The organism is Gemmatimonadota bacterium (assembly GCA_026706345.1).
Taxonomy (GTDB): domain Bacteria; phylum JAAXHH01; class JAAXHH01; order JAAXHH01; family JAAXHH01; genus JAAXHH01.
This window is the reverse complement of sequence record JAPOYX010000094.1, coordinates 5,768-7,120: the sequence shown is the minus strand read 5'-3', so window position 1 is coordinate 7,120 and position 1,353 is coordinate 5,768. Positions and strand designations below refer to the sequence as shown.

Sequence of the window (1,353 nt, the reverse complement as noted above, 5' to 3'; positions counted from 1 at the left end):
CTGCTCACCGGACAACGGCCGGCGGGGCCCGGTCGGTCAATGCGCGTGGAGGGTCACACGCCCGGCTGTTCCCGGCTCGATCCGGGTCCGGTCCGGTACCCGATGAAGCGCGAACGGACCCCACGCGGACGAGGCGGTATGCAACCGCCGAAGTCGCGTGACGGACCGACTCCAAGGTTCCAGACGATCCGCTATGCCCACCCTGAGCGGCACTCGGTGAAATCCGCCGTCGCGAAGGTCGCGGCGGAACTCAATTCGCGGGTTCGATCAGATAGCCGTCTCCAGCGAGACCCGTGCCGCGACGTAGGCCGTGTAGACGATCAGGAGGAAACACGCCGACGTTCGTCCGATGTGGGCACGTCCGAAAATAAACAGCGGAATCAGCAGCGCCGTGAGCAGCAACGAGAAGATCACGTCGCCGACGCCGCCGCCCGGGACGGGAATCTCCCGCGTCAGCCCGGTGGCCGGCAAGACCGCCAGTGTGTTGAAGACATTGGAGCCGACCACGTTGCCCACCGCCAGATCGGATTCCTTGCGCCTGGCGGCTATCATCGAGGTGACCAGTTCGGGCATGCTCGTGCCTACCGAAACCATGAACAGGCCCACGATCGTCGCCGAGATGCCCAGAATCGCGGCTACCTGCACTCCGCTGCGGATCGTCATCTCGCCGCCGACGAACAGCAATGCAATGCCCGCGGCCACGGACGCCCAGCCGAATCGGCCCCGAGGTTCGGTGTCGATGAGCGGATTGGCTTCGATGTGTCCCATGAGCGCGTCCGAATGGCGCGCTTGAAGGATGTCCCGAGTCGTGTAATAGACAAATACACAGAACAGCAGCAGGAGCAGGATCGAGTCGGACCGCCCGATGATCGACGGTTGCCCGCCCAGCAGCGTGTCAAGCGCCATTACTGTCAGGAAGCTGGTGGCCAGCAGCAGCAACGGCACCTCGCGCCGTACGACCTGACCCTGGATCGTGAGCGGCGCCATCAGCGCGGCGGCGCCAAGGATCAGCGCAAGATTGCTGATGTTCGATCCGACGATGTTGCCGAAGGCAAGACTGGTCGCTCCTCTGGCGGCGCCGATGACATTGACAACCAGTTCCGGTGCACTGGTGCCGAACGCTACTATCGTGAGTGCTACAACCATAGGCGGAATGCCATAACGGGCGGCCACCAGGGAGGCGCCCCGCACCAGAAGGGCGCCGCCACCCAGCAGCAGCGCGATTCCGACTATCAGGCCAGCCAGAGCCGTCATCCTTGCAACCTCGATCCCCTGTCGTCCGAAGGTGCGTCGCCAGCGTCGTGGAAATCGTGCATCAGCTGTGTGACTTACCCGGTACCGGCGGCAGCTATG

The 1,353-nt window shown here is 64.2% G+C and carries 1 protein-coding gene; it reads right to left on the bottom strand.

Annotation, left to right across the window (positions count from 1 at the left end; all coding sequences use genetic code 11):
* Positions 1 to 267 precede the first annotated feature (267 nt).
* A complete protein-coding gene (locus OXG98_06970; protein ID MCY3771745.1) occupies positions 268 to 1,254 on the bottom strand; it encodes a calcium/sodium antiporter in 987 nt (328 codons plus the stop codon).
* Positions 1,255 to 1,353 lie beyond the last annotated feature (99 nt).